The 23,347-nt window shown below is 74.4% G+C and carries 20 protein-coding genes; 4 read left to right on the top strand and 16 right to left on the bottom strand.

The annotated features are described in order from the left end of the window. Positions 1 to 63: 63 nt before the first annotated feature. The 7 genes from ACIBJE_RS14040 to ACIBJE_RS14010 form a co-directional block, all read right to left on the bottom strand. Positions 64 to 1,218, bottom strand: a complete 1,155-nt coding sequence (locus ACIBJE_RS14040; protein ID WP_396747989.1) for an FHA domain-containing protein — start codon at positions 1,216 to 1,218, stop codon at positions 64 to 66. Continuing rightward, the gene (locus ACIBJE_RS14035) at positions 1,215 to 1,508 is read right to left on the bottom strand and encodes a 4a-hydroxytetrahydrobiopterin dehydratase (RefSeq protein ID WP_396747987.1); all 294 of its coding nucleotides are present in this window, start codon (positions 1,506 to 1,508) and stop codon (positions 1,215 to 1,217) included. The genes ACIBJE_RS14040 and ACIBJE_RS14035 overlap by 4 nt, the downstream gene beginning before the upstream one ends. A gap of 195 nt (positions 1,509 to 1,703) precedes the next feature. After that, the gene (locus tag ACIBJE_RS14030; protein ID WP_396747984.1) at positions 1,704 to 2,753 is read right to left on the bottom strand and encodes a fatty acid desaturase family protein; all 1,050 of its coding nucleotides are present in this window, start codon (positions 2,751 to 2,753) and stop codon (positions 1,704 to 1,706) included. Positions 2,754 to 2,869: 116 nt separating this feature from the next. Further along, positions 2,870 to 6,583, bottom strand: a complete 3,714-nt coding sequence (locus tag ACIBJE_RS14025) for an SCO7613 C-terminal domain-containing membrane protein (RefSeq protein WP_396747981.1) — start codon at positions 6,581 to 6,583, stop codon at positions 2,870 to 2,872. Positions 6,584 to 6,631: 48 nt separating this feature from the next. Then, positions 6,632 to 6,952, bottom strand: coding sequence for a divalent-cation tolerance protein CutA (cutA, locus tag ACIBJE_RS14020; protein ID WP_145836795.1), 321 nt, complete (start codon positions 6,950 to 6,952; stop codon positions 6,632 to 6,634). Positions 6,953 to 6,962: 10 nt separating this feature from the next. Further along, positions 6,963 to 8,009 carry a 1-acyl-sn-glycerol-3-phosphate acyltransferase gene (locus ACIBJE_RS14015; RefSeq protein ID WP_396747977.1) on the bottom strand — a complete coding sequence of 349 codons (1,047 nt, stop codon included), beginning with the start codon at positions 8,007 to 8,009 and terminating at the stop codon, positions 6,963 to 6,965. Beyond that, entirely contained in the window at positions 8,009 to 8,839 is an 831-nt protein-coding gene (locus tag ACIBJE_RS14010) for a patatin-like phospholipase family protein (RefSeq protein ID WP_396747974.1), read from the bottom strand. Before ACIBJE_RS14010 ends, ACIBJE_RS14015 begins: the two co-directional genes overlap by 1 nt. A 210-nt stretch (positions 8,840 to 9,049) precedes the next feature. Here ACIBJE_RS14010 and ACIBJE_RS14005 point away from each other — a divergent pair, with 210 nt between their 5' ends. Beyond that, on the top strand, positions 9,050 to 10,525 hold the full coding sequence (locus ACIBJE_RS14005) for a protein kinase (protein WP_396748178.1): 1,476 nt from the start codon (positions 9,050 to 9,052) through the stop codon (positions 10,523 to 10,525). Positions 10,526 to 10,549: 24 nt separating this feature from the next. On the opposite strand, the gene ACIBJE_RS14000 is transcribed toward ACIBJE_RS14005, so the two are convergent. The 9 genes from ACIBJE_RS14000 to ACIBJE_RS13960 all read right to left on the bottom strand — a co-directional run bounded on the left by ACIBJE_RS14000 (position 10,550) and on the right by ACIBJE_RS13960 (position 20,433). Further along, positions 10,550 to 10,930: a VOC family protein gene (locus tag ACIBJE_RS14000; RefSeq protein ID WP_396747971.1), complete on the bottom strand. Its 381-nt coding sequence runs from the start codon at positions 10,928 to 10,930 to the stop codon at positions 10,550 to 10,552. 153 nt (positions 10,931 to 11,083) lie between these two features. Beyond that, entirely contained in the window at positions 11,084 to 12,262 is a 1,179-nt protein-coding gene (locus tag ACIBJE_RS13995; RefSeq protein ID WP_396747968.1) for a Cmx/CmrA family chloramphenicol efflux MFS transporter, read from the bottom strand. Between the two features lie 404 nt (positions 12,263 to 12,666). Further along, positions 12,667 to 13,722, bottom strand: a complete 1,056-nt coding sequence (locus tag ACIBJE_RS13990) for a glycosyltransferase family 4 protein (RefSeq protein ID WP_396748176.1) — start codon at positions 13,720 to 13,722, stop codon at positions 12,667 to 12,669. Between the two features lie 122 nt (positions 13,723 to 13,844). Continuing rightward, positions 13,845 to 14,516 carry a BON domain-containing protein gene (locus ACIBJE_RS13985; protein ID WP_396747965.1) on the bottom strand — a complete coding sequence of 224 codons (672 nt, stop codon included), beginning with the start codon at positions 14,514 to 14,516 and terminating at the stop codon, positions 13,845 to 13,847. Between the two features lie 179 nt (positions 14,517 to 14,695). Continuing rightward, complete coding sequence (locus ACIBJE_RS13980) at positions 14,696 to 16,351, bottom strand: S1C family serine protease (RefSeq protein WP_396747962.1); 1,656 nt, start codon at positions 16,349 to 16,351, stop codon at positions 14,696 to 14,698. Positions 16,352 to 16,413: 62 nt separating this feature from the next. After that, entirely contained in the window at positions 16,414 to 17,997 is a 1,584-nt protein-coding gene (locus tag ACIBJE_RS13975; protein ID WP_396747959.1) for an ATP-binding protein, read from the bottom strand. Next, positions 17,994 to 18,695, bottom strand: coding sequence for a response regulator transcription factor (locus ACIBJE_RS13970; protein WP_145836801.1), 702 nt, complete (start codon positions 18,693 to 18,695; stop codon positions 17,994 to 17,996). The genes ACIBJE_RS13975 and ACIBJE_RS13970 overlap by 4 nt, the downstream gene beginning before the upstream one ends. Positions 18,696 to 18,781: 86 nt before the next feature. After that, the gene (locus tag ACIBJE_RS13965; protein ID WP_396747955.1) at positions 18,782 to 19,633 is read right to left on the bottom strand and encodes a lysophospholipid acyltransferase family protein; all 852 of its coding nucleotides are present in this window, start codon (positions 19,631 to 19,633) and stop codon (positions 18,782 to 18,784) included. Beyond that, complete coding sequence (locus ACIBJE_RS13960; protein WP_396747952.1) at positions 19,630 to 20,433, bottom strand: GNAT family N-acetyltransferase; 804 nt, start codon at positions 20,431 to 20,433, stop codon at positions 19,630 to 19,632. Before ACIBJE_RS13960 ends, ACIBJE_RS13965 begins: the two co-directional genes overlap by 4 nt. Positions 20,434 to 20,595: 162 nt before the next feature. On the opposite strand from ACIBJE_RS13960, the gene ACIBJE_RS13955 reads away from it, so the two are divergent. From ACIBJE_RS13955 to ACIBJE_RS13945, 3 genes are all read left to right on the top strand, one after another. Further along, positions 20,596 to 21,315 carry a hypothetical protein gene (locus tag ACIBJE_RS13955; protein WP_396747949.1) on the top strand — a complete coding sequence of 240 codons (720 nt, stop codon included), beginning with the start codon at positions 20,596 to 20,598 and terminating at the stop codon, positions 21,313 to 21,315. 213 nt (positions 21,316 to 21,528) lie between these two features. Next, complete coding sequence (locus tag ACIBJE_RS13950; protein WP_396747946.1) at positions 21,529 to 22,464, top strand: ABC transporter ATP-binding protein; 936 nt, start codon at positions 21,529 to 21,531, stop codon at positions 22,462 to 22,464. Continuing rightward, positions 22,461 to 23,288, top strand: a complete 828-nt coding sequence (locus ACIBJE_RS13945) for an ABC transporter permease (protein WP_396747943.1) — start codon at positions 22,461 to 22,463, stop codon at positions 23,286 to 23,288. The genes ACIBJE_RS13950 and ACIBJE_RS13945 overlap by 4 nt, the downstream gene beginning before the upstream one ends. Positions 23,289 to 23,347 lie beyond the last annotated feature (59 nt).

Raw genomic sequence — 23,347 nt, 5'->3', positions numbered from 1 at the left:
AGGCAGAGCGCCGAACGATGACGCGAACTTCTTGATCAACGCAGAAAAAACGGTGGGAGGGCGTCAGGGGCGGGGCAGGCGCATGGCCATGGTGGGGGCTTCGGCCATCACCGAGGTGGGGGTGTAGCGGGCACCGGTGGGCAGCTCGCCCGGACGGCCGATCTGCACTCCCGGGTACAGCTCGACCATGTCGCCCGGGTCCAGCACGCGGGACTGCTTCGGGGCCAGCGGAATCCGCTCCGCCTCGGCCATCGAGCCGCCCGGACGGATCCCGCTGCCGTTGGTGCTCACGTCGGTGACCACCACCGTGCCGGCCCGCAGCTCCAACGTGACGTGGCTGCGGCTGATCCAGCGGCGCGCCTCGTCGTTGAGCCACTGGCCGAGCACGATCCCGCTGGGCTGGTCCGGCGCCCGACCGACCAGCACCGGCTCCTCCGAGGTGAGCACGAACCGACGCCGGACCAGGCCGCCGATGCGGACCGCGAGGACCTCGGTCCGGGGCCGGGCTCCGGCGTCACCGAGCCGCGTGTTGTGCCGGGGACAGGTCGGCGCGCCGGTCCGCAGCGTGGGTGGCGGCTGGGCGGCCGGACTCCGCTCCGTGCGGGGGGCCAGGTCGGCGAAGGCACCACCGCCGCCGCCGGAGCCGAAGAGCGCACAGCCCGGTTCGGGGCAGCGCCACAGCCGGGAGAGCAGCTTCGTCCCGACCGGCGACCGCTCGCCGGCGACCGGGGTCGTACCCGGGCCGACGTGCGCGACGAAGGCCGGGCCGCCCTGTCCCGGCACCGGCGCGACCACCCGGCCCGGCTGCTCGACCACCCACGGGTAGCGTCCGCGCAGCCCGTCGAAGCGGGCCCGGCTGAGCACCGGCAGGCCGAGCAGGTCGGCGACCTCCAGGATCCGGTCACCCGGCTGGTCCAGCACCTCCACCAGGCCGTCGTCGGCCCAGCGGCGGACCACCATCCGCTCGTTCGAGGTCAGGTCGGCGTCGGAGAGCAGCGCCCGGTGCACGACCGCGTAGACCGGGACGCTGTCCTCCTCCAGCTGGCGGGCCAGCGCGTCGATGACCATGCCGAGCCGCAGCATGCTCGCCGGCCGGCCGGCGTCCAGATCCTGGTAGCGGATCACCTCGGCCAGGTCGACGACCGCTCGGGCCAGGACGGGGTCGGTGCAGACGCGTCCCTCGATCGCGTCCAGCACCTTGCTGATCTCGAATCTCATCGCGTGCTCCGGACGATCTCGTCGATCCGCCGAGCCAGATCGATGTCACGTTCGGTGACGCCGCCGGCGGAGTGGGTGGTGCAGCGGAACGTCAGCGTCCGCCAGCGGATGTCGATGTCGGGGTGGTGGTCCCGTTCCTCGGCCACCTCGGCGACCCGGTCGACGACCGCGATCGCCTCGGGGAAGCTGCCGAGCTGGACGGTGCGACTGATGCCGGCAGGGTCGCCCGTCCAGTCCGCCAACGCGGCCAGTTTGTCTCGTACCGCCTCTGCGGTGAGCACCTCTGCCATGGTCAGCACCCTACCGGGGCCGTGCCGGCCGCCGCCCGACCCGAACGCCACCCAGCGGCAATCGTCACTCCCCCGCTCCCGCCGGGCACGGTGGGTGCCCAGTTGGTTGGTAGCAGGGGACCCCTGTTACTCGTTTTTGTCGTGCAGGGGACCCCTGCTACCGACGCAGCAGCAGCGGCGGCGGGGCACAGACGGTCAGCTCCGCACCGGGCGGCCGGCTTCGTGCAGGTGGGCCAGCGCCTGCCGGTACGAGTCGAACAGACCGGTCTCGGCGTACGGGATGCCCTGCTCGGCGCAGTACGCGCGGACGATCGGCTGAGCCCGGCGCAGGTTGCCCCGGGGCATGTTCGGGAAGAGGTGATGTTCGATCTGGTAGTTGAGACCGCCGAGCGCGACGTCGACCAGGAGGTTGCCGCGCACGTTGCGTGAGGTGAGCACCTGCTTACGCAGGTAGTCGAGGTTGTCCGCGGCGGTCGGCATCTCCATGCCCTTGTGGTTGGGGGCGAACGAACAGCCCATGTAGAGCCCCCAGAGCCCCTGGTGGACGGCGACGAATGCCACCGCCCGCCCCGGCGACAGGACGGCACCCACCAGCACGAGATAGCCGACGAGGTGCGCGGCCAGGAGCAGTCCCTCCACCGTCCGGTGCCGCATCGGCGTCCGGAACCCGCCGTCCGGGTTCCGCCCGACGACGGCGCGCACGCTGGACACGTGCAACGCGAGCCCCTCCAACAGCAGCATCGGGAAGAAGAGCCACGCCTGCCACCGGGCCAGCCACCGTCCGAAACCCCGGGTCGCCGCCGCCTGCTCGTGGGTCCAGACCAGCGCGCCCGCACCGACGTCCGGGTCCTCGCCCTCGTGGTTGGGGTTGGCGTGGTGCCGGTTGTGCTTGTCCACCCACCAGCCGTAGCTGAGCCCGACCGCCAGGTTGCCGGCGAGCAGCCCGACCACCTCGCTGGGACCGCGTCGACGGAACATCTGCCGGTGCCCCGCGTCGTGTCCCAGGAAGGCGACCTGGGTGGTGGCGACGGCGAGCAGCACGGCGACCCCGAGCTGCGCCCAGCTGTCACCGACCGCGACGAACAACGCCCAGCTGCCGACGAAGAGAGCCACCGTCAGCGCTCCGCTCGCCACGTACCAGCCGGGCCGCCGCGCCAGCAGACCGGCCTCGTTGATCCGCCGGGACAACCCCGCGTAGTCACTGCCCCGCCGTAGCGGCGGATCGGCCACCGAACCGAGCGTCATGTGTGCCCCTGTCTCCTCGGGTGGTCGGGCCGCCGGCCGGCGGCCCGACTCCAGTCTCCGGACGACGGTTGCGCTGGGTAATCCTGCGACCCCCCGAAGTGCGGGTAGGGCAGGCCCTACCCCATTCTCCCCACCACGGAACGCAGCCGGGCCAGATCCCGCCGACGACGCTCGTAGGTGGTCGCGAGTCCGATCAGCGCGAGACCGCCGACGGCGAGGAAGATCCACCGGGGCACCAGGTCCCAGCTGCGGACGACCTCGTGCAGGGCGAGCGGGACGAGGCTGCTCCCGCCGAGCACGACCGGGGCCTGCCACCGCCGGACCGCGCCGAACAGCACCACGCCGACCGCACCGGCACCGAGCAGCAGCCGCCGCCACGGTTGCGGGTCCGCGCCCACCAGGACCGACACCAGACTCGGCAGCAGCGCTGCGGCGAGCCCCGGGCCGAGGGCGGTCCAGCTCGTCAACCCCGGTCGGGTACGCAGCGCGACCAGCCCGGCGAGCAGCGCCAGCCCGGCCGCCGGCAGGGTGTACGCCTCCAGCAGCGTGACCTCGGCGACGGTGAGCAGGAGCCACGCCCCGAGCAGCACGCTGCCCCCGGCGACGGCCGCGAAGGTCCACCGCCGACCGACCGACTCCCCCGGGCGCAGCGCCCGCAGCGCGACGGCGGTGCCCCAGAGCACGCAGACCAGGGCGGCCTGCCGGCGCGACCCGACGCTGAGCAGGAGCGCCGTCAGGGCGACCCCCTGGGCGGCGGCGTCCAGCACCAGCCCCTCCGCCGGCCGCCGACGCGCCAGCAGGGCGGCGGTGCCCAGCACGAGCACCGCCACCGCGAGCACGGCCGACCCGGCGGTGCGCAGCGGCAGGTCGGCGGCGACCGTGGCGGTGACCGCGAAGGCGGTGGCGGTGAGGGCCGCGCCCGCCCAGCCGACCGGACGGACGGCGTCGACCCGACCGGCGACCCCGACCACGACCGCGACCACCAGCGCCAGGCCCAGCCCGGCGAGCGTGCCGGCGCGGGTCGGCAGCAGGCCGGCCAACCCGGCCCCGGCCAGGGTCAGCCCGGTGCCGGCCAGCACCGGCAGCACCAGCCGGAGCAACGACGGACGCGCGGCCCTGACGGGCGATGCGGAACCCGGGCCGGACGGGACGAGACCCGGGCCGGACGGGACGGTCACGGAGCCGGACGGGACGGTCACGGAGTCGGACGGGACGGTCACGGAGTCGGCCGGTGACCCGACGGGCCCGGCGGGCGGCGCGGGGGCCGCGACCGTGGGGGCGGTGGTGAGCGTGGCGAACAGCAGGCCCGCCGCGCCGAGCAGCAGGGACACCGCCGGCAGCACCGGCCAGGGTGCGCCGGCCCCGCCGAGGAGCACCGGCACGGCCACCGCGCCGACCGGCACGGCGATCAGCACCGCCCGGTCCCGCCCGAGCAGGGTGGACCGGGCGGCCACCGCCACGGCCAGGAGCAGCACCAGGAACGCCACCCCGACGGAGAGTCGCGCCGGGGCCATCCCGGGCGCCAGCCCGACCCCGTCCGGCACGCCGGACCAGACCGATCCGAGCCAGCCGTACGGAGCGACCAGCACCCGGAAGGCGGCCGGGACGAGCACCGCGCCGGTCGCCACCGCCAGCGCGACGCCGACCACCCGGAGGCCACCGGTCGGGCGGACCACGGCGGCTCCCACCACCGCCACCAGCACCGCCGCCGACAGGTAGACCGGCACCGACTCCCCGGCCGGTACGACCACCGGCGCGAGACCGGCCACCGGCAGCGCCCCGGCCAACGCGGCACCGGCGTACCGCTGGAGGTCGGGCCAGTGCCGACGGACCGCGACCAGCGCGACGGGCAGCAGCCCGACGGCGACGGCCGGCCCGCGCAGCCGCCACGGCAGCGCCGGGTCCAGTTCGATCTGCGTCACCACCACCAGGGCCGGTACGGCGAGCAGCGCCACGGTCAGCGCCGGGCCGGCCAGCCACCGGACCGGGCCATCGAGCCGTCGGGCCCGGCCGGCCACCACCAGTCCGACGATCAGCACCCCGGCCAGGACCGCGCCGGCCCCCACCGGCGCGGCGAGGCCGACGAGCAGGGCGTGGCCGGTCAGGAGCACGCCAGCGGCGGCGGCGAGCGGCGGGTGGTACGCCCGTCCGCCCGACCGGAACACCGCCACCAGGAGCAGGACCACCCCGGCGGCCAACCCGAGGGCCACCACCGCCGGCCAGGGCGCGGGCCGGACGGCCGGCGCGGCGAGCACCGCGACCACGCCGCCGCCGAGGGCGACCGGGATCCGGGCGACCCGGGGCAGCAGGAGCAGGCCCGCCCCGACGGTCAGCAGCACCGCGACCGGGAGCTGCCAGCCCCAGGGCAGGTCGGGGCCGGCCGTCGCGCCCCGCCACGGCGGGACGGAGCGGAGCACCGCGGCGGCGGCCAGCCCACCGGTCGGCACCAGGACCACGTGCGCCATCACCCCGGCCACGACGAGCGCCCCGGCCCGGGGGCCGCTGCGCAGCCCGGCGGGCAGTGCCCGGACGGCACCGGCCAGCGCGAGCACCACCACCGCCGAGGTGACCAGCAGCACCGAGGGGCGCAGCTCGGCCACCGGGCGGAGCACCGCCGGGGCCGAGACGACCACCAGCAGCGCGGCGGCGACGGCCCGGAGGACCGCGCTGCCGGCGACCAGTGCGGCCCCGGCCAGGACCACCCCCACCACCAGCAGCGGCAGCCCGGCCGCGAGCGGCGTGCCGAAGGCCTCCCCCCGCACCAGAGCGACCACCGCGCAGACCGCCGCCGGGGCCAGGGCCAGGGCGTGACCGGTCCAGGCGGCGACCCGGCCCGCGACGGCCAACGGCCCGCCCGCACCGACCCGGGCCGACAGCACGTGCACCACGGCCAAGTCGACCAGGGCGACCCCGGCGAACACCAGCGTCCACCCGGCGACGCCCGGTCGGGCCTCGACGGCGAGCAGCGGCAGCACCGGCTGCGCGACGAGCAACGCCCCGAACCAGGGCACCGACAGCCGGGTGAGCAGCGCGTACCCGGTGGCGACCGCCGCGCTGGCCCCCCCGACCAGCGCGGCGTACCGGGTCACCGGCCAACCGGCGACGCCGACCAGGTCGACCGCCCACGCGGCGTACCCGTCGAGCAGCACCAGCAGCAGCCCCACGGCGGCGACGGTCTCTGCGGTGCCGCGCAGTCCCCTGCGCACCACGACCGCCGGCACGGCCAGCGCCAGCGCCGTGACCGCCGCCAGGATCGCCGCCCGACCCACGACGCCCACCGCCGCCCAGGCGACCGCGGTGAAGACGATGGCCGCGGTGCCGAGCAGCAGTCCGCCCAGGACGAAGAGCACGCTCTGCACCGTCCGGGTGGAGGTCTCCCGCTGCCCGGCGGGGGTGCCCCCCACCGCCGCCGGGCCGACCGGAACCGGGCCTGCGGCGACCGGCCGGATCTGAGGCGGACCGGACGGCACCGGGCCAGGCGGAACCAGGCCCGTGCGGAGCGGCGCCGACGGGGTCGGGGCCACCGCAGGCCGGGGCGGGCGCACCATGGCAGGGGCCGGGGCCACCGTGGCCTGCGCGGGCACCGTCCGGCTCGCCCGGACCCGCGCCGCCAGGTCGGCCCGGCGCCGCTGGGCCGCACCCAGGGCCACGCCGAGGTCCCGGTACGCCCGCCGCGCCTGCTCCAGCCGCCCGGCGAGGACGGTGATCTCGGCGTCGAGCCGGACCACCTCGGCGGCGGTCGGGTCGGGTCCCCGGCCGCAGGTCCGGCAACCGACGATCAGGTCAGCCGGTGCCGCGCACGCGGGACAGGGGTAGCCGCTGGTCTGCACGGGGTCATCCTGCCCTGGCCGGACACCGCCGGCCCAGAGTGCGCGTACTCAGGGCCGGGTCTGCTCGTGCACCCAGGCCGAGTAGTCCGGGTTGCCGCTCGCCACCCGGGTGACCAGGATCTCCGGCACCTCGTACGGATGGCTGGCCCGGATCTGGTCGACGAGGGCGTCCACCCGGTCCGAGGCGGTCTTGAACTGCACCGACCACTCGGCGCTGGTCTCCATCGCGGACTGCCACCAGTAGGTGCTGTCCACCTGACCGCCGACCTGGGCACAGGCCGCCAGCCGTCCGGCCACGGCGGTCGCCGCCAGCACGTCCGCGACCGAGCGCGCGTCCACCACGGTCGTCACCACGCAGATCTGATCCACGCAGCGCACCCTACGCGTCAGGCGGCCCGTCGCCGTTCAGCGTGGCCGTACCGTCGCGGTTGGCCTCGATCCACTGGTCGATCCGCGCCCACCAGTCGAAGAGCCAGTCGATGCGCTCCTGCCGCCCGGTCGGGACCTCCTCCGGCGGGACCGACCAGAACCGCATGACGATCCGCTTGTCCATCGGCAGTTCCCGCCAGACGTCCGCCACGGTCAGCATCTTGTCGAGCCCGGTGTGCGCCACGAAGATGACCCCGGCCTCGGGGGCGGCGTCGAGCGCGGCGAGCACCCCGCCCGGCTGGGGCGCGAGCACGTGCCGCATCCGCTCGGCGCGCACCGCCATGCCCTCCAGGCCCCGTGACCGGAGCCGGTCGATGGCCCGCAGCCGCCGCCGGGGGGTGAAGTTGCCGCCCTCCGGGAAGATGACGAACGCGTCGTTGTCGTCCAGCCCGGTGGCGAGGTGTGCGATCTGGTCGAGCACCGTCCCGTCGCGGCGGGCCCCGGGTGCGAGGAAGCGGGTAGGCAGCCGGTTGAGCAGGACGTCGATCGCCGGGTCCCACTGGAGGGCGTCCTTCAGGACGATTCTCGGTTCCCGGTAGAACCAGTTGACCAGCGCGTGGATCAGGATGAACGAGTCACCCGGTCCGGCGTGCCGGCAGAGCACCAGTTCCGGCCGGCCGGGCAGGGCGGTGTCCGGGTCGCTGCCGGCCACGTCGATGCTCAGCCGCAGCGTCCAGCGGGCCTGCCAGAAGAGCACCCGCAGGAACCAGCCGGCGAGCAGGTAGTGCACCCGTTGGAAGGCCGGGGCGCGGAGCCGCCAGCCGAAGCCGGAGGCGATCCAGAGCCCGAACAGGGCCAGCAGCGCGGCAGCGTCCCAGACCAGGTAGACGACGCCGATCCAGACCAGGCGCAGCGGGCGCAGCCGGCCGGGGACGAACGGTGACAGCGCCGCCGCGACCAGCAGCCAGACCGGCAGCGTGGTGACCACCGTGAAGGCGAGGAACACCACGGCCGGGGCGAGCAGCACCCGGCGGATCCAACCCGGCGGCAACGGCATCAGCGGTCCAGCGCGGCGAGGTAGTCGCGGGAGGCGATGTACGCGCGGCTGATCCGCCGGCCCACCGCGGCCATGTCCCGGTACGCCCACGGCGAGTCGTCCCGGGGTTCCAGCCCGCCGGTGGGCAGGACGTGCACCTCGACCCCGTCGGGCAGCGCCGCCAACTCCCGGGCGAACCGGTGCCGGCGGGCGATCTCGAACGCGACCTGGGCGACCTCCCACGGCCGCCGGGGCGGGGTCAGCGGCCGTTCGATCCGTCCCACCTGGAGGACGAAGACCCGCCGCGCGCCGAGCACGACCGCCTCGCCCACCGGGATCGAGTTGACGATGCCACCGTCCACGTAGTGTTCCCCGCCGATCTCCGCCGGGGGGAGCAGCCCCGGCACCGAGGCGGAGGCGACCACGGCGGGCACCACCGGGCCGGTGCTGAACCAGTGCTCGGCGGCACGTTCGATGCTCGCCGCGCAGCACCGGAAGGGGACCTTCAGCTCGTCGAAGGTGGTCTCCGCGCCGAGCTCCGCCTCCAGCAACCGGCGCAGCGGGCGGGGCGAGTGCAGGTGGGTACGGGCGGCGAACCGGCGCAACTGCCGGGCCACCGAGTCGCCGTACACCTCGCTCGCCTCGGGGGAGGCCCAGAGCCGGACCAGCCGGTCGGTCACCGTCTCGGTCGGGTCGGCGGCGACGAGCGCCCCGTTGACCGCCCCGATCGAGGTGCCGAGCACCAGGTCGGGGCGGATCCCGGCGCGAAAGAGAGCGCGCAGCATGCCCACCTCGACCGCGCCCAGCACTCCCCCGCCACCCAGCACGAACGCCACCGGACCGCCAGTCATGGCGTCAATCCTGGCACGTCCGTGCCCGTCGACCGTCGGCCGGTGGACGGCGCAACGCCCGGTGGGACGGGACCGCCCCCCGGTCCCACCACCCTCCGCCGACCGGCGTGGCACGGGCCGTACCGTCCCGCCGAACCGGCCAGCCGTTGACACCCCGGACACATTCCCGCAACCTGATACCGCTCCGACCCGAGGCAGGTGCGTTCAGTGATGGGAGCGCTTCACGCCGGCAGCCTGCTGGCTCGCCGGTACCGGTTGGTCGACCGGATCGGCTCCGGCGGCATGTCGGTGATCTGGCGCGCCCGCGACGAGGTGCTCGACCGGATCGTCGCGGTGAAGGTGCTCGCCCCGTCGCTGGCCGCCGACGCCCGCTTCCGGGACATGGTCCGGGAGGAGGCCCGGTCCGCCGCGCAGCTCGTCCACCCGCACGTCACCTCGGTGCACGACTACGGCGAGGCGATCGCCCCGGACGGCACGATCACCTCGTTCGTGGTGATGGAGCTGCTCAGCGGCGAGGAGCTGGAGTGCCGGCTCACCGAGGGGCCGCTGCCCTGGACCGAGGCGGTGGAGATCGGCGTGCAGGTGGCCGACGCCCTCGCCGCCGCCCACCGGCTCGGCATCGTGCACCGGGACATCACCCCGGCCAACGTGATGATGACCGCCGTCGGCGCGAAGGTCCTCGACTTCGGCATCGCCACCCGGATCGGCGCCCCGGACGAGGACGAGGACGGCGGCACGTTCGGCACACCCGCGTACGTCGCACCGGAGCGCCTCGACGGGGCACCCGCCCAGCCGTCGACCGACGTCTACTCCCTCGGCGTGCTGCTGTACGAGACGTTGACCGGCCGGGTGCCGTACCCGGCGGACACCTGGGAGCAGCTCAGCGTGGCGCTGGAGACCCGGGAGGCGCCGTCGCTGGCGGGCGTACCGGACCTGCCGCCGCCGGTGGCACGGACCTGCCTGCGCTGCCTCGCCCGGGATCCGGCCGAACGCCCGACCGCGCGGCAGGTCGCCGAGGCGTTGGGCCGACAGCTCGCCGCCGATCCGGCTCCCGCGCAGACCGTGCCGTTGCCGTCGAACGGGCCCGCCCCGGTGCCCGAGCCAGCCGGGCCGGCACCGACGCCGTCGGCCGGTCGGGCACCGGCCGACGGGGTGCGGACGCACGCACCGCCGGACCGGCGGCCGGGCCGGTGGGCCCTGGGGTTGGCCGCCGGGGCGGTCGCGGTGCTCGTCCCGGTCGCGCTGGTCTGGCCGGACGACCCCGGGACGGCACCTCCGCCCGCGCAGGTCCAGCCGACCACCGGGCTGGCGGTCGAGCCCACCGGAGAGTCGCCCGGCCCCACCGGGACGGCTGTCGAACGCCCGTCCCGGCCCCCGGCGGAAACCTCGTCGCAACCCCCCGCCAACCCCGACGGGGAAACCCTGGAGAGCGCGGTGGGTCGGCTCGACCAGCTCATCGACGCCGGGGTCACGGCCGGCGAGATCCGCGAGGACGTCGGCCTCGATCTGGACAACCACCTGCGCAACCTGACCGCCGCCGCAGCCGTCGGCCAGCACGACGTGACGCAGTCGGTGGCGCAGCTGCGGGAGAAGGTCGCGCGCCGGGTCAGCGAGGGCGCGATCACCCCCGGGTACGCCCGCCAGCTCGACACCGCCCTGCAACGCCTCGCCGCCGCGCGGACCTAGGGCCGCACCGGGGACAGCGAGCCGTCAGAGCGGGTTGAGGCGGGCCCTGAGCAGGCAGAACTCGTTTCCCTCGGGGTCGGCGAGAACGTGCCAGGATTCCTCGCCGGTCTGGCCGATGTCGACCGGACGCGCCCCGAGCTTCAGGAGACGTTCGAGCTCGGCGTCCTGATCGCGGTCGGTGGCGTTGACGTCGATGTGCAGCCGGGGCTTCCCCTGTTCCGGCTCGTCCCTGCGGCTCAGGATGATCGTCGGCTGCGGGCCGCCGAACCCTTCGCGCGGCCCGATCTCCAGGGTGCCGTCCTCTTCGCGATCGAGCACCACGAAGTCCAGGACCTCGCACCAGAACCGCGCCAGCACCTCGGGGTCGCGGCAACCGAGCACGAGTTCACTGATACGACATGCCATTGACGAGACCTACTCTCCGCGCGGGAACTGCCAGGACTGCCGTGCGCGGAGCCCTTGGGCTCCCCGCAGTGGGAACACGTGCGCGACCGTACCGGGCGAGGCGAGCCGGTGGGCAGGGTTTTTCTGGGCCTCGCCCGGTCGGTCCGACCGGCGTCAGGTGGGGACCGTCTCCCCGACGGCTCCGTCCGGACCCGGCCGCCACGCTGTCGCGAGTCCCGCTGCCAGCAACGCCAGGGCGACCAGCAGCGCACTGACCCACAGCGGGGACCGGTAACCGAATCCGGCACCGATGGCGGCACCGCCCAGCAGGGGGCCGACGGCCGCTCCCACGTTGAGTGCGGCGGTCGCGAACGAGCCACCCAGGGACGGTGCGTCGACGGCCTCGTACAGCGCCCGGGTGACGAGGGTGGACCCGACCGCGAACGAGAGGGCTCCCTGGACGAAGACCAGCGGGAACACCACGTACGCGTGCTCGGCGGTCACCGTGAACAGGAACCAGCCGACGAGCAGCGCCAGCCCACCGGGCACGAGGAGTCGCATCGGTCGGGAGTCCGACATGCGGCCCCCGATGGTCACCCCGACGAACGATCCCAGGCCGAAGAGGGCCAGCAGCACGGGCACCCACTGCCGGCCGAACCCGCTGACGTCGGTGGCCAGGGGAGCCAGGTAGGTGAAGGTGCAGAAGGTCGCGCCGTTCACCAGGGCACCCAGGAGCAGGTACACGAGCAGGCGGGGACGGCGCAGCGCCCGCAGTTCCCGTCGGGCGCCAGGGGCGGCCACGTCCGGCGTACCGGCCGGAACCGAGCGCAGGATGGTGACGACGGCGGGCAGCGAGACGACGGCCACCGCCCAGAACGCCGAGCGCCAGCTCCACAACTGACCGAGCAGGGCACCGGCGGGCACCCCGGCGACGCAGGCCAGGGTGATGCCACCGAGCAGGACGGCGGCGGCCCGCCCCCGGGCCTGGGGCCCGGCCATCCCGGTCGCCGTGGCCAGGCCGACGGCCAGGAAGCCGGCGTACGCCAGCGCTCCGACGACCCGGCTGGCCAGCAGGACGCCGAAGTTGGTGGTGACCGCCCCGACGACGTGCACCAGGATGAAGACGCCCAGGAAGACCAGTAGTGCCCGTCGTTTCGGCCACCGCAGGCTGAGGATGGCCGTCAGCGGCGCTCCGATGATCATTCCTCCGGCGAAGGCAGACGTCAGCGCTCCCGCTGCCGGGACGGAAACACGCAGGTCACGGGCAATGTCCGGGAGCAGGCCGGACAGCATGAACTCGGACGTCCCCTGGGCGAAGACCGCCAGTCCGAGCAGGTAGATGGCAATGGGCATGGCACACCACATCCCTCGACGTACATGGATGAAGAGGACGCGGTGGACTCACGGCGGGCACGGCCGGACGTCGGCGACGGGCCATCGGTCCGGCGGGGTGCACGGGGACCACCGCGCGAGGGGGACCGGGCTGTGGCACGGAGGCGACGAGGACGACGGTGAACCTGGTCGCGACCTCGTGCAGGACAGCCCACGGCGGTCCGGTGGCAGGTACGGCCAAACGGCGCCGTCTGGAGAATCGACAGCGCTTCAGAGCGACATCACCGCCACCGGAGACCGGTGGCTAGCGTCTGGACGCCTCGGGGCTGGACACGGGCGAACCCTAGTCAGCGCGTGAACCCGTCGTCAATCGGGTTGACCGTCGACCGCAGCTACGGGTTCGGGGAGCGTGGCTGACGGATCCGTCAGCGGACGGGCGTCCGGACCGGCTCGGCGGGGGTGGTGTACGGCCGGGCGGCCGAGCGCCGGTACACGGCCTCGTACCCACCCGCCATTCCGCTGGTGGAGAAGTGCTCCGCCACGTGCGCCACACAGTCCTCCGGCCGCAGGCGGTCCACCTCGCGCAGCGCCGCCGGCAGTTCCTCCGGCCGGTCGCAGACCAGCCCGGTGACCCCGGGCCGGACCACCTCGGGCACGGCGCCCCGGTTCAGCGCGACCACCGGGGTGCCGGTCGCCATCGCCTCGACCATCACCATGCCGAACGGCTCGTCCCACTGGATCGGCATGATGAGGCAGCGGGCCTCCACCAGCAGCCGCAGGCAGGTCTCCCGATCGGCGTCGAACACCACCCGCACGTCCGGCCCGAGCAGCGGCTCGACTACCTCCGTGTAGTGGCGGCGCTCGCTCGGCTCGTTGCACTTGCCGGCCAGCACCAGCGGCAGGCCCGCCGCCCGGCAGGCCGCGACGGCCACCTCCGGGCCCTTGTCCGGACTGAACCGGGCCAACCAGAGCACCGGGCCGACGCCCGGCGCGCGTTTGCGCGGGAAGAGCGCGGTCTCCAGGGCGTTGTGCACGGTCCCGACCCAGGGCAGGCCCGGATTCAGCCGGCGCTGGGCGTGCGAGATGGCGACCAGACCGACCGAGGAGGGCACCTGGCTCAGCACGTCGCCGTACTCACCGACCGGATTGCCGTGCACGGTGGCGACCGTGGGCAGGCTCCGTCGGTCGGCCAGCAGCGGCCCGATCGTGGTGTGGTCGTGGACCACGTCGAAGCGGGCCGGGTCGAGCGAACGGTGCACCCGCGCCAGGTGGGCCAGCTCGGGCAGGGACTCGCCGAGCCGCTCGTGCTGGAGTTCGCCGACCGTCGGGACGTAGGCCGCGTCCGTGCCGTGGCGGGCACCCGCGCCGAAGAGCGTCACCCGGTGTCCCCGGTCGAGCAGACCGTCGACCAGACCGGCCACCACCTGTTCAAGGCCGCCGTAGCCGGACGGGGGGACCGGGTACCAGGGAGGCACCACCATGGCGATCCGCAACGGCCCCTCGCGCGCGGCGGACGAGTGGTTCACGACGACGACGCCTCCCCTGTCAGATTCCGGGCGGTGTCTTCCCGCCACCGCCGGGGGTAAACGAGCGGACCGCCGGGTCAGCCGGCGACGGTCACCTCGGTGCGCACCACGCAGACACCCAGGGTCGACCAGGCGATCCGTTCCGCCTCGTCCCGATCGGCCAGGGTGTGCACCGTGCCGGCGAGCAGCACGGCGTCCCCGGCCACCTCGACCGTGACCCCCTCCGTGCCGACCCGGCGCAGCAGCGTCCGCTGGATCCGTTGGCGCAGCTCCTGGCCGGTGGACGGGCCACGGGGGCGTACCCGGACCAGGTTGGTGATGCCCCGCACGCCGCGCAGCCGGCGCAACTCGCGCTCGGCCGCGCGGCGCTGGAAGCCGAACTCCACCTGGCCACGGAGCATCACCCAGCCGTTGGCGACGGTGACGTCGAGCCGCTCGGCCGGTACGTAGCTGTCCCACTCGAGCGCGCGGACCGCGGCGAGCGCCACCTCGGCGTCGGTACGCTCCGCGTCGGCGCCGAGGCGCACCTCCAGGTCGTCGGCGACCGCCCGGACCCCGCGCACCCGCTGCGCGCTCCGCTCGGCGGCCCACCGTTCCGCGTAGCTGCCCACCTGGCCGGTCAGCGTCACCACCCCGTCGTGGACGGTCACCCCGACCCCGGTCGACGGGACGCGGGGCTCCCAGACCAGCTCCTCGGAGACGTCCTGCTGGATCTGCCCGTCGGTGGGTCGTCCCGCCGCTGTGGTCATGCCGCTCCCCTCTCCCCTGCCCCCCACGGTTGCCGTCGACGATGCCCGCGACCGGGGTGAGGTGCCCTCACCCGGGCCGGGTGGGCACAAGGGGACGCTGGGCACAAGGGGACGGCGGGCGACGGAACCGACCCCCTCGGTTCCGCCGCCCGCCGTCGGCGGGGAGGAGACAGCTTCGGTCAGGACGCCTCGGCGAGCGTCGCGGTGACGGTGGCGGTCGCGCCGTTGCGGCGGTACTCGATCTCCACCCGGTCGCCGACCTTGCCGGCCTGCACGGCCGCCACCAGGTCGTTCGAGTCGGCGATGGTCTTGTCGCCGAACTTGGTGACCACGTCGCCCTGGCGCAGGCCGGCCTTCTCGGCGGCGCTGCCCGGGTTGACCACGGAGATCAGGGCGCCGCCGTCCTCGGCACCGGTGACGCTCACCCCGAGCGAGGGGTGGCTGACCTTGTCGCCCCGCTGGAGCTGCTCGGCGACGAGCTTGGCCTTGTTGCTCGGGATGGCGAAACCGACGCCGATGTTGCCGCTGCTCTGGCCGCTGGTGGCGATCGCGGTGTTGATGCCGATCACCTCGCCCCGGGTGTTGACCAGCGCCCCGCCGGAGTTGCCCGGGTTGATCGGGGCGTCGGTCTGGAGCAGGCCGGAGATGGAGCTGGCCCCGGCCTGCGGGTCCTGCTGGCTGCCGGCCCGGATGGTCCGGTCCCGGGCGCTGATGATGCCGGCGGTCACCGATCCCTGGAGGCCGAGCGGGCTGCCCAGGGCGAGCACCTGGTCGCCGACCTGCATCGCGTCGCTGTCGCCGAGCTTGGCCGGCTGGAGACCGGAGACGTTGGCCGCCTTCACCACCGCGAGGTCGGTCCTGGGGTCGGTGCCGACCACCTCCGCGGCGGCGCTCCTGCCGTTGGCGAAGACCACCTGCACGGTCTCCCCACCGGCCGAGGCGACCACGTGGTTGTTGGTCAGCACGAACCCGTCGGCGGTCAGGATGACGCCGGAACCCTCGCCGCTGCCGGCCTGGATGGAGACCACGCTGTCCTGCACGGCGGCGGCGATCTTCGGCAGGTCGGCGCCGTTGAGCACCGGAGCGGCCGAGTAGGTGACCCTGGTGCCGGCATCCTCGAACAGGGCCAGCGCGAGCACGCCGCCGCCGACTCCGGAGCCGACCATCAGGGCCAGCGCGGCGACCCCGGCCGCGACGAACTTGGCCACCCGACCCGGTGGGGTGTGGGGTCGGGGAGCCGGACCCTGCGCCCACGGCGGAACCGGTCCACCGGGCGGCATGGGCCCGGACGCTCCCGGCTGCCCCGGGTGACCGGCGTGCCAACCGCCCTGGTTCCCCGGGTACCAGGGAGCGTTCGGATGGGGGCCGCCGGACGAGGGGTAGCCGGGCTGGGCGGACACGTGGCCCGGGTAGGGCGGGGCAGCGGGGGGCGCCGCGTCGGCCGGTCGCCAGCCCTGTGGTGCAGCGGCCGGAGCCGGCCCGGGAGCACCGCCCGGAGCCGATCCGGGAGCACCACCCGCAGCGGGAGCCGAACCGAAAGCACCACCCGGAGCCGGAGCCGGTCCGGGCGCAGCAGCCGGAGCGTCGGGCGGGACGGCGGCGGTGGAGGCGAACGAGGACGTGGGGGCGTCGGCCGGGGCAGGGCCGGTCGCCGGCACGCCGGAGGCGGGGGGCGTCACCGTGGGCACGTCGGTCCCGGAACGGTCGGCGGACGCCGCAGCGGCGTCCGGGGCGTACGGCGACTGCGCGTGCTCGGCGCGGGGCAGCTCGGCGGTGGGATGCACCGGCTCGGCGTCGGCCGGTCGCCGCTGCGGGTCGGTCTCGTACTCGGTCATGTCCCCACCTTGCCCCCATGGGCTGCGTTCAGCCTGGAACCCACCTGAATGTTGCCTGAAAATCACCGGGTGTCGTTGCCCACTTCCTCCACGGAGTCGCCCGGTTCCTCCGGGGCCAGCGGCAGCCGGACCCGGAACGTCGCGCCACCGCCCGGGGTGGGCACCGCCTCGACGGTGCCCTGGTGCACGGCGACCAGGGCGGCGACGATGGCCAGTCCCAGGCCGGTCCCGTTGGCCCCGCCGACCCGTCGGGTGCGCGCGGCGTCGGCCCGGTAGAACCGCTCGAAGACCCGCTCGGCCTGCTCCTCGGAGAGTCCCGGGCCGGTGTCGACCACCTCCACCACGGCCGTCGCCTCCTCGGCACACAGCCGCAGGGTCACCGACGCGTCCGGCGGGGTGTGGGTCAGCGCGTTGGTCATCAGGTTGCCGATGATCTGCCGCAACCGGGCGTCGTCGCCCCGGACCACGAGCGGACCGGAGTTCGGGGCGATGTCCAGGCTGATCCGGCGGTCCGGGGCGACCACCCGGGCGGCCTGGACCGCGTCGGCGGCGAGCACCGGCAGCTCGACCGGCGCGAGCGACAGCGGACGCTCCCGGTCGAGCCGCGCCAGCAGCAGCAGGTCCTCCACGAGCAGCCCCATCCGGGCGGCCTCGTCCTCGATCCGGCGCAGCAGGCCGGCGGTCTCCCCGGGCTCGCGGGCCGCGCCCTGCCGGTACAGCTCGGCGAAGCCCCGGATGGTGGTCAGCGGGGTCCGCAGCTCGTGGGAGGCGTCCGCGACGAACTGCCGCATCCGTTCCTCGGAGCGGATCGCCCGTGCCTCGGAGGCCCGGGCCGCCTCGGCGGCGTCCCGGGCGGCGGCCTCGGCATACCGGGCCGACGCCTCGGAGGCGGCCCGGGCGGTGAAGGCCGCCTCGATCTGGGCGAGCATCGAGTTCAGCGCCCGGGAGAGCCGCCCCAGCTCGGAGGTGGGGCACTCGCTGCCCTGTTCCGGGTCGGGCACCCGTCGGGTGAGGTCGCCCCCGGCGATCGCGCCGGCCGTCCGCTCGATGTCGACCAGCGGTTTCAGGCTGGTCCGCACGATCGCCGCGCCGATCGAGGCGAGCAGGATCAGCACCGCGCCACCGACCAGCAGGTCTATCCAGATGAGCTGCTTGACCGCCCGGTCGACGTCGGAGAGGTGCTGCCCGATGGCGAGCACCGGACCGTCGGGAAGCTGGATGTAGAGCATCCGCCAGCGGATTCCGCCGTCCTGGGAGCGCACCGTGAACGGCTCACCGACGCGCTCCTGGGCGTTGTCGAGGTTTCCGGACAACGCGGGCAGGTCTGCCGGGCCCAGGTTGCTGGTGTCGTACCTCAGCGGCTCGACCCCGTTGGCGTCGATCACCGCGACCATGTAGTCGGTCGGCAGGTCCGCCTTCTGCGGGTTCCCCTCGGACAGCAGGCGGCTGATCGCACCCCGGATGGTCGCCTCGTTGTTGCGCAGTTCCGCGTCGACCTGGTCGACCAGGTAGGTGCGGAGGAAGAAGGTGGTCAGCGTGCTGATCACCACGAGGGCGGCGGCGACCAGGGCGAGCACGGCCGCGACCAGCTTGACCCGTAGCGGTACGGCCCGCAGTCGACCCTTCGCCTGGTCGACGGCGTTCACGCCGCCGGCTTGCGCAGCACGTAGCCGACCCCACGGAGGGTGTGGATCAGGCGGGGCTGCGTGTTGTCCACCTTTCGCCGCAGGTAGGAGATGTACGACTCGACGATGTTGTCGTCACCCCGGAAGTCGTAGTTCCAGACGTGGTCGAGGATCTGCGCCTTGGACAGCACCCGGTTGGCGTTGAGCATCAGGTAGCGCAGCAGCTTGAACTCGGTCGGCGAGAGCTGCACCCGCTGCCCGGCGCGGTGCACCTCGTGGGTCTCCTCGTCCAGTTCCAGGTCGGCGAAGGTGAGGCGGGACGGCGAGTGCTCCCCGGTGACCGTGCGCCGCAGCACCGCCCGGATCCGGGCGGTCAGCTCCTCCAGGCTGAACGGCTTGGTGACGTAGTCGTCGCCGCCGAGGGTCAGGCCCCGGATCTTGTCGTCGGTGGCGTCCCGCGCGGTCAGGAAGACCACCGGTGTCCGGGTGCCGCCCTCGCGGAGCATCCGGATCACTTCGAAGCCGTCCAGGTCGGGCAGCATCACGTCGAGGACGACCAGGTCGGGGCGGTGGTCCTTGGCGGCGTTCAACGCCGCGCTGCCGCTGGTCGCCGTCGCCACGTCGAAGCCGGCGAAGCGCAGGCTCGCGGAGAGGAGTTCGAGGATGTTGGGGTCGTCCTCGACGACGAGCAGTCGCGCCTCGGTCTGGGTAGGGGCCATGTGGCCATCATCCGTGACGACGCTGCGCCCGGGCTGGACGCTTCCTGCAAAAACCCTGAAAGCCGCCCTGACGCGGTGAACCGGACTCAGGCACCACTCTTCCACACCGGCATCAGCCGCAACGCGGACTCCGCCGTCCGGGCCAGGCCACGCCGGTCCGCCCCGGGCGCGGGGTGCAGGGCCGCGCCGACGGTCACCGACACCACCAGGTCCCGGGCGGCGAGCACCCGCCGCACCGACCGCCAGAGGTTCTCCTCGCCGAGGAAGGCCGGGACGGTGGTGTCGACGTCGACCGAGGCGCAGCGGTAGCCGATCCGGACCGGCACGACCGGTGCGCCGGTGTCGACCGCTGCCTGGAACACCGCCGGCCGGAAGCCCGGCCGGGGTCGGACGTGGACCGGATCGACCGTACCGCACCAGGTGGTCCCCTCCGGGTAGACCGCGACCTGCCGGCCGGCCCGGAGCAGGTCGGCCACCCGGCGCACGGTCGCTGGCAGCGCCCGGGGGCGGGAGCGGTCGACGAAGACCGTGCCGGCCCCCCGGGCGAGCAGGCCGACCAGGGGCCAGGCCCGCACCTCCCGCTTGGCCAGCATCCGGGCCGGGGCGACCGCGAGCAGCGCCACGACGTCCAGCCAGGAGACGTGGTTGGCGACCAGCAGCGCCCGGCCGCGCGGCGGTCGGCCCCGGACCACCAGCCGCGCGCCGAACGCCCGTGCCGTGCCGCGCGCCCAGACCCGGCACCCGGCCCGCCGGGCGGGAGCGGGCAGCAACGGCAGCGCGGCGGCCAGCGCGGCTCCGGCCAGCAGCATCCCGAGTACGGCCAGCGCGCGGGCCGTCCGCCGGGCGACCGGTACGGCCGGCACGGGGCCGTCGGCCGGCAGGCAGCTCGCGCCGCACGCGGAGAGCGGACGCCAGAGGTCGTACCCGACGGCGCTCACGCCGTGACCCCGGCCCGGCGTGGGGCGGCCGGCTCGACCGCCGGGTCGCCGAGGAAGTGCCGCAGGTAGCGCGGGTTCATCCGGTCCAGGCTGAGCAGCACGTAGAAGTCGGCCACCCCGAAGTCCGGATCGTAGGCGGGTTCGCCGCAGACCCACGCGCCCAGCCGCAGGTATCCGCGCAGCAGCGGCGGCACCACCGTCGGCCCGGCGTCGTCGGCCCGCGGCGGGGCGTCCGGCTCCGCGAACCAGGGGCGGTACGGCCGGACCCGCAGGAGCGGGGGCGCCAGGTGCCCGGCCCGCACCCGCTCCCACACCCCGGCGGCGGTGTGCCCGCCGTCGGCCAGTGACACCGAGGCGCAGCCGCCCAGCCAGCGGCGTCCCCGCAGGTGCAGGTAGCGGGCGATGCCGGCCCACATCAGGTTGATCACCGCTCCGGAGCGGTGGTCCGGGTGCACGCAGGAGCGACCGGCCTCGACCAGATCGTCGCGGAGCGGATCGAGCGCGGTCAGGTCGAACTCCTGCTCGGCGTACCGGCGGTCGGTGCGTCCCGGCGGCAGCAGCCGGTACGTGCCGACCACCGCGCCGGTCCGCTCCTGACGGACGATCAGGTGGTCGCACCAGGGGTCGAGGTCGTCGGTGTCCAGCCCGGCGGTGCCGGGGCGCAGGGTGGCCCCGAGTTCGGTGCCGAACACCTCGTGACGCAGCCGCTGGGCGGCTGCCACCTCGGTCGGGTCGTCGGCGATGTGCAGGGTGTATCCGCTGGTCGTCAGAGGGGTGCCAGGGGGGTGCGGAACGGCCATGAGCACTGTGTAGGCGACCGGGGTTGCCGGGCACCGGTTCGGCGGATGTCGATCGGATGAACGCCTGTCGCCGACCGGGCGCCTGCCGGCGGGCCGGGGACGTGGCAGGCTGCCCAGAGGCCCGGCACCGCCGCCGGGTCGTGGCGACGGAGGACCCATCGGATGATCATCGAGGCGCGCTACAACGGACCGCCCGGCTCGGGCAACGGCGGCTGGAGCGCCGGGGTCTTCGCCACCGCGGTCGGCGACGTCACCCCGGCCGACGGGAACGCCGGCTCCGCCGCCGCGACACCGGGCACGGTCGAGGTGACCCTGCGCCGGCCTCCGCCGCTGGGGGTGCCGCTGCGTGTGCTGCCCTCCGCCGACCAGCCCGGACGCCACGAGGTCCACGACCCGGACGGGACGCTGGTCGCCCAGGTGGCGCCGGTGGCGGGGTTCACCCCGACCGTGCCGGCGGTGGACCTGGCCACCGCGCGGGCCGCCTCCGCCGACTATCCCGGTTTCACCGGTCACCCCTTCCCCGGCTGCTACGTGTGCGGGCCGGAGCACCCCGACGGTCTACGGATCTTTCCCGGCCGGCTTCCCGACGGCCGGACGGCGGCCCCGTTCCGGGTGCCGGCCGAGGTCCGTCCGGAGACGGTCTGGGCGGCGCTGGACTGCCCCGGCGGCTGGGCGGTGATCGGCCCCGGCCGCCCGTACGTGCTGGGCCGGATCGCGGTGCGTGTCGCGGCGCTGCCCCGGCCCGGCGACGAGTGCGTGGTGACCGGCGCGGCGACCGGCGGCGAGGGACGCAAGGCCCTGGTGCACTCCAGCCTGTACGCCCTCGACGGCACCCTCCTGGCATACGCCCGTGCCACCTGGATCGCCCTGCCCACCGGCTGACCGCCGCCCCGTCGCCGGTCGGACCGGGCTGTCCGGCCCGAGCGGCACCACTTCAGCGACGTCACCACTACTCAAGGTAGCGTTCTCCCCCCTGGGGAGGACCTGGTCCTGCCTGAGGTGGAGACACATCTCAGAGCCGAGCGTTATTGACCTCGCCCGGTCCAGCCGTCACGCTGTGTAACGGCGCTTCTCTGCGCCAGGGAGAGGAGAAAGATGTCTGACGGGCAGCGGAGCCCCGCCGGCCAGGGTCGGATCGTGGTGTCCGGCCTGACGAAGCAGTACCGCACCGTGCGAGCGGTCGACAACCTGTCGTTCACCGTGCAGCCGGGTAGGGTCACCGGCTTCCTCGGGCCGAACGGCGCGGGCAAGACCACCACACTGCGGATGCTGCTGAACCTGGTCACCCCGACCGAGGGGACGGCCACCATCAGCGGGGCGCGCTACGCCGACCTGGCACAGCCGCTCCGACAGGTCGGCGCGGTCCTGGAGGCGTCCAGCGCACACAAGGGGCGTACCGGGATCAACCACCTCCGGGTGATCTGCGCGGCGGCCGGCCTGCCGAAGCAGCGGGCCGACGAGGCGCTGGCCATGGTCGGCCTGACGCCGGCGGCGAACCGCAAGTTCAAGGGCTACTCGCTGGGCATGAAGCAGCGACTCGGCATCGCCGCGGCGATGCTGGGCGACCCCCGGGTGCTGATCCTGGACGAGCCGGCGAACGGCCTCGACCCGGAGGGGATCCGCTGGATGCGGGGCTTCCTCAAGGGCCTGGCCCACCAGGGGAAGACGGTGCTGGTCTCCAGCCACCTGCTCTCCGAGATGCAGCTGCTCGCCGACGACGTGGTGATCATCGCCGCCGGGCGGCTGATCCGGCAGGGACCGGTCGCCGAGGTCCTCGGCTCGATGACCCAGGGTGCGCGGGTACGGGTGCGGACCCCGCAGGCGGAGGCACTGGTCACGGCGCTGAAGGAACTCTCCGCCACGGTCGAGCCGGACGGGCAGGGCGCGCTCCTGGTCGCCGGCGTGGACGCCCCGGCGGTGGGTCGGGCCGCGCTGGCCGCCCAGATCGAACTGCACGAACTGACGCCGGAACGACCCGACCTGGAACGGGTCTTCCTGGACCTGACGGCCGGAAAGGCGGACATCCGATGATGAACCTGGTCCGGTCCGAACTCCTCAAGATCCGGACGACCAGCACCTGGTGGCTGCTGGCGATCGGGGCCTTCCTCGCCACGGTGATCGCCTTCGCGTTCAACGCCTGGATCACCCACGTCTCGCTCACCGGCGACCCCGCCGAGATCGGCCTCCCGCCCGAGGAGGCGGCAGCCCAGGCCGACGTGGCCGGGCAGGCGGCGAACCTCTACACCTCCGGGCAGTTCTTCGGCCTGCTCCTGGTGATGCTGATCGGCATCCTGATGGTGACCAACGAGTTCTTCCACCAGACGGCCACCACCACGTTCCTCAGCACGCCCCGGCGCACCTCGGTGATCGCGAGCAAGCTGGTCGCGGCGTCCCTGATGGGCTTCGTGTTCTGGCTGGCCACCACGGTGATCGCCCTGGTCGCTGGCGTGATCTTCATGTCCGTCAACGACTTCGGCACCCAGCTCGGCGAGTGGGAGGTCCACCGGGCCCTGCTGCTCAACCTGCTGGCGTACGCGATCTGGACGGTCCTCGGTGTCGGCCTCGGCACGCTGATCACCAACCAGCTCGGCGCGGTCGTCACCGCCTCGGTGGTCTACCTGGTCGGCACCCAGGTCGTGGGGCTGCTCTTCCTGCTCCTGTCCAACCTGCTCGACTCCGAGGCCATCCTGGAGTGGCAGGTGGTCTGGCCGGCGATGGCCTCCCAGATCATGATCAGCGGCATCGACTCGCCGATGCTGCCGCCGTGGTGGACGGGCGCCCTGGTGCTGGTCGCGTACGCGGTCGCCGCCGGGCTGGCCGGCGTCATGATCACGCGCCGCCGGGACATCTCCTGAGGCCGGGACCTCGTCGGAGCGGGGGTGGGGGTGGCGCGTCGATGCCGCTCCCACCCGGG

The sequence above is a fragment of the Micromonospora sp. NPDC050187 genome (assembly GCF_044459745.1).
Taxonomy (GTDB): Bacteria; Actinomycetota; Actinomycetes; order Mycobacteriales; family Micromonosporaceae; genus Micromonospora.
Note: the sequence above shows the minus strand (reverse complement) of the source record. Positions and strands in the feature narration are given on the sequence as shown.